The 3,056-nt window shown below is 71.3% G+C and carries 4 protein-coding genes; 2 read left to right on the forward strand and 2 right to left on the reverse strand.

Annotation, left to right across the window (positions count from 1 at the left end; translation table 11 throughout):
• The first annotated feature begins 170 nt into the window (after positions 1-170).
• Entirely contained in the window at positions 171-1,040 is an 870-nt protein-coding gene (locus tag AB0M52_RS32745) for a hypothetical protein (protein WP_363961680.1), read from the forward strand.
• Positions 1,041-1,104: 64 nt separating this feature from the next.
• Here the strand turns inward: AB0M52_RS32745 and AB0M52_RS32750 are convergent, their stop codons facing one another.
• Both AB0M52_RS32750 and AB0M52_RS32755 read right to left on the reverse strand, forming a co-directional pair.
• Positions 1,105-1,500: a VOC family protein gene (locus tag AB0M52_RS32750; RefSeq protein ID WP_363961682.1), complete on the reverse strand. Its 396-nt coding sequence runs from the start codon at positions 1,498-1,500 to the stop codon at positions 1,105-1,107.
• A 335-nt stretch (positions 1,501-1,835) separates the two neighbouring features.
• Positions 1,836-2,621, reverse strand: a complete 786-nt coding sequence (locus AB0M52_RS32755; RefSeq protein WP_363961684.1) for an AfsR/SARP family transcriptional regulator — start codon at positions 2,619-2,621, stop codon at positions 1,836-1,838.
• A 215-nt stretch (positions 2,622-2,836) separates the two neighbouring features.
• Between AB0M52_RS32755 and AB0M52_RS32760 the strand changes: the two genes are divergently transcribed.
• Positions 2,837-3,056: hypothetical protein (locus AB0M52_RS32760; protein WP_363961686.1), on the forward strand; the 220-nt coding region annotated here is incomplete at its 3' end.

The raw sequence follows: 3,056 nt of genomic DNA on the forward strand, positions 1-3,056 counted from the left end.
GGTTTGCGGGCAGGGTGGCCAGTGCCGCCAGCAGCGCGACCCGGTCCGGCGAGGGGCCGGGGTCGCGATGGTCACCTGGAGCGGGTGACCACCGCCACCCCTTTCGGGACATCGTGACGTGCGGCGCCTTACTACCATCACCGGGTCCACCAACGCCAGGAGCTGACCGCATGTCCCAACCGGACGCACACCAGAACCCGCCGGGCACCGGCCCGTACCCGCCGGGCGGCGGCTACCCGCCGGCAGGTGGCTACCCGCCGGCAGGTGGCTACCCGCCACCGGGCCATGCCCCGTACCCACCGAACGCCGGGTATCCCACCTCGGGTGGCGCCGACCCGGCGTACCCGCAGGCCGCGCCGCCACCGGGCGGGTTTCCGCCCCCGGCCGGCACCTTCCCGCCCCCGCCCGGCCAGCCGTACGGCGCATCCCAGGCTCCCGCCGGCCCGCCGCCGAAGAAGAAGTCCAGCGTCGGGAAGATCGTGCTGATCGTCCTCGCGGTGGTCCTGGTGCTCTGCGCGGGCGGTGCCACCGCCGTGTGGTTCGCGGTCAAGGACACCGTCGGCGAGACCGTGGACGCGGCCCGGACCCGGGTGGTCGCCCCGGACACCCTGGCCGGCCGACCGAAGGCCACCGACCCCGATTTGCAGCAGGCCTCGGAAGGAATGGTGCGCGAGATGAAGGCCATCGCGCCGAACGCGACCGGCGCGGTCGGTGCCTTCTACAGTGACCCCGCCGAGGATGACCTCATCATGATCGTGGCGTTGTCCGGTCTGATGGGCGACCCGCAGAAGGAACTCGACACGACGATCCAGGAGCTCTCGGGCGACCTGTCGCTCAGCAACATGGCGGCGGTCGACCCGGGTCCGCTTGGCGGCGAGGCGAGCTGCGGCGACGGTAAGGCCGACGCCGACGTGCCGGTAGGCTTCTGCGCCTGGGCGGACCGGGGCAGCGTCGGCATGTTCGTGATGTACGACGCGTCTCGCGCCGACGCCGAGGCCGAGTTCCTCACCATCCGCAGCCAGATCGAGCAGCGCGACTGAGCCCATACCGTGTCTCTACGGAGGATCGGGTCCCCTGCCGCTGTGGCAGGGGACCCGATCCGCGTCAGGCCGGGTGCTGAGCCGCCGCGGCCCTCTCGGCGGCGCTGCGCACAACGCAGAACTCGTTGCCCTCGGGGTCGGCGAGCACCACCCAGCCGGCGCCGTCCGGTCTGGTGTGGTCGGCGACGTGGCGGGCGCCGATACCGAGCAGCCGCTGGACCTCCTCGTCCCGGGTCCGGTCGATGGGCTCCAGGTCGAGGTGCAGGCGGTTCTTCACCGTCTTGCCCTCGGGCACCGCCAGGAAGAGCACCTCCGGGCCACCCGGAGGCAGCAGCATGGCCTCCGGGTCACCCGGGAAGTCGTCCGGCTGGCGGGGGCACTCGAACACCTCGGCCCAGAAGCCGGCCAGGGCGTACGTGTCGTGACAGTCGATACCGATGTTGTGGATCCGTGCGCTCATTGTTGTCCTTCTTGGTCGCCGACGCCCGCGCCGCCGCCAGAGCGGCACGCGAAACCCGTCCGGCACCGCCAGGAGCGGCAAGATGGTGGACGGACGTCGGGGCAGTCAAATCTGACGTGCTGGGTCCGCTGAGGCGCGGGAGTGTCCTCCCGCTGGAGATGCCCCGCGTGAATGAGCGATCAGCCGGCGAGGCGGGGCGCGGACAGCATGGCGGTGAACATCGACGCACCCCCCTCCTGGATCGAGCTGACATCAGGATCTTCGCACCGCCGCGGCACCGGCCGCAACCCCATAGCCGCCGTACAGGTGGTTGTAGCGGACCATTGGACGCGGCATCAACGCGGGGCTGGTTCGCGACGGCGGCTGGCATTCGTGAGCAGTACCTTCCGCAGCGGCGCCCGATCCGTCAGTACCTGGCGGTGCACCTGCCGGAGCGCGGGGCCGGGCTCCACTCCCAACTCCTCCACCAGCCGATCGCGGGTACGGCGGTAGACGGCCAGCGCGTCCGCCCGCTGTCCGGACCGGTCGAGCGCGACCATCAACTGCCCGACCAGTCGCTCCCGCAATGGATGGTGCGCGGCCAGGCTGAGCAGCTCACCGATGAGCCTGGCATGGTGACCGAGGCGTAGCTCGGCGTCGATCCGGTCCTCGATCGCGGCCAGTCTCAGTTCCCGCAGCCGGGGCCCTTCGGTGAATCGGATCATCGCGGGGCCGAGATCGGCCAGGGCCGGGCCGCGCCACAGCGCGAGCGCCGTACGCAACGCTGTGGCCGCCGCCGCCGGATCGATGGCCAACCGGGTCCGGGCGTAGGAAACGCCCTGCTCGAAGCGGTGCAGGTCGAGCGCCTCAGGTGTGATCCGCAGCAGGTAGCCGGAGGCGTTGGTCTGCAACACAGGTTCGGGCAGTACTCGCCTGATCCGCGAGATGTAGGTCCGGATCGTCCGGAGGGAGCTGGGAGGCGGGTCATGCCCCCAGATCCGGTCGGCCAGCGACTCCACGCTGACCGTTCGGTTGGCGGACAGGAGCAGGACGGCGAGCACGGCACGTTGCCTGGCCGCGCCCAGGGTGAGTGACCGGGTGCCGTGCCCGATCTCCAGCGGCCCGAGGAGACGGAAATCCACTTTGGTGAGGCAAGCAGGCGGCCTGGTCGTCCGGCAAGCTCCCGGCGGAAGCCGGACGATCCCAGACATCAACGGACGGCCCTGCCGGGCGGTTCCGAACAGCCGCGCATTGAGATCATGGTCCACAGGAGAGGGTAGGCGCGCCGGTCCTGACCGTGGCGGCCGGGACAGCGTCGGCAGGCGACTGGAGGCAGCGGGTGGGCTCTGCGGGGGGAATGGATACAGGAACGCGCCAGCCGGGTAACGGACCACCGGACCCGGCGGTTGCCGGGGATTCCGCGCAGTTGGTGGCCCAGCTCAACCGGCTGCGCGCCTGGGCGGGGCAGCCTTCGCTGCGAGTCCTGCGGGAACTGGCCGGGACCCGTTCGGGGCCGGGAGGCCGGCGATTGGAGGCCCTGCCCAGCAGCACCACCCACGAGGTGCTCGCCGGCAAGC

The organism is Micromonospora sp. NPDC051296 (assembly GCF_040682255.1).
Taxonomy (GTDB): domain Bacteria; phylum Actinomycetota; class Actinomycetes; order Mycobacteriales; family Micromonosporaceae; genus Micromonospora; species Micromonospora craterilacus.

Coding starts and splice junctions, on each gene's coding strand:
- AB0M52_RS32750 (WP_363961682.1), bottom strand. CDS start 1,500: ATGAGCGCACGGATCCACAACATCGGTATCGACTGTCACGACACGTAC.
- AB0M52_RS32745 (WP_363961680.1), top strand. CDS start 171: ATGTCCCAACCGGACGCACACCAGAACCCGCCGGGCACCGGCCCGTAC.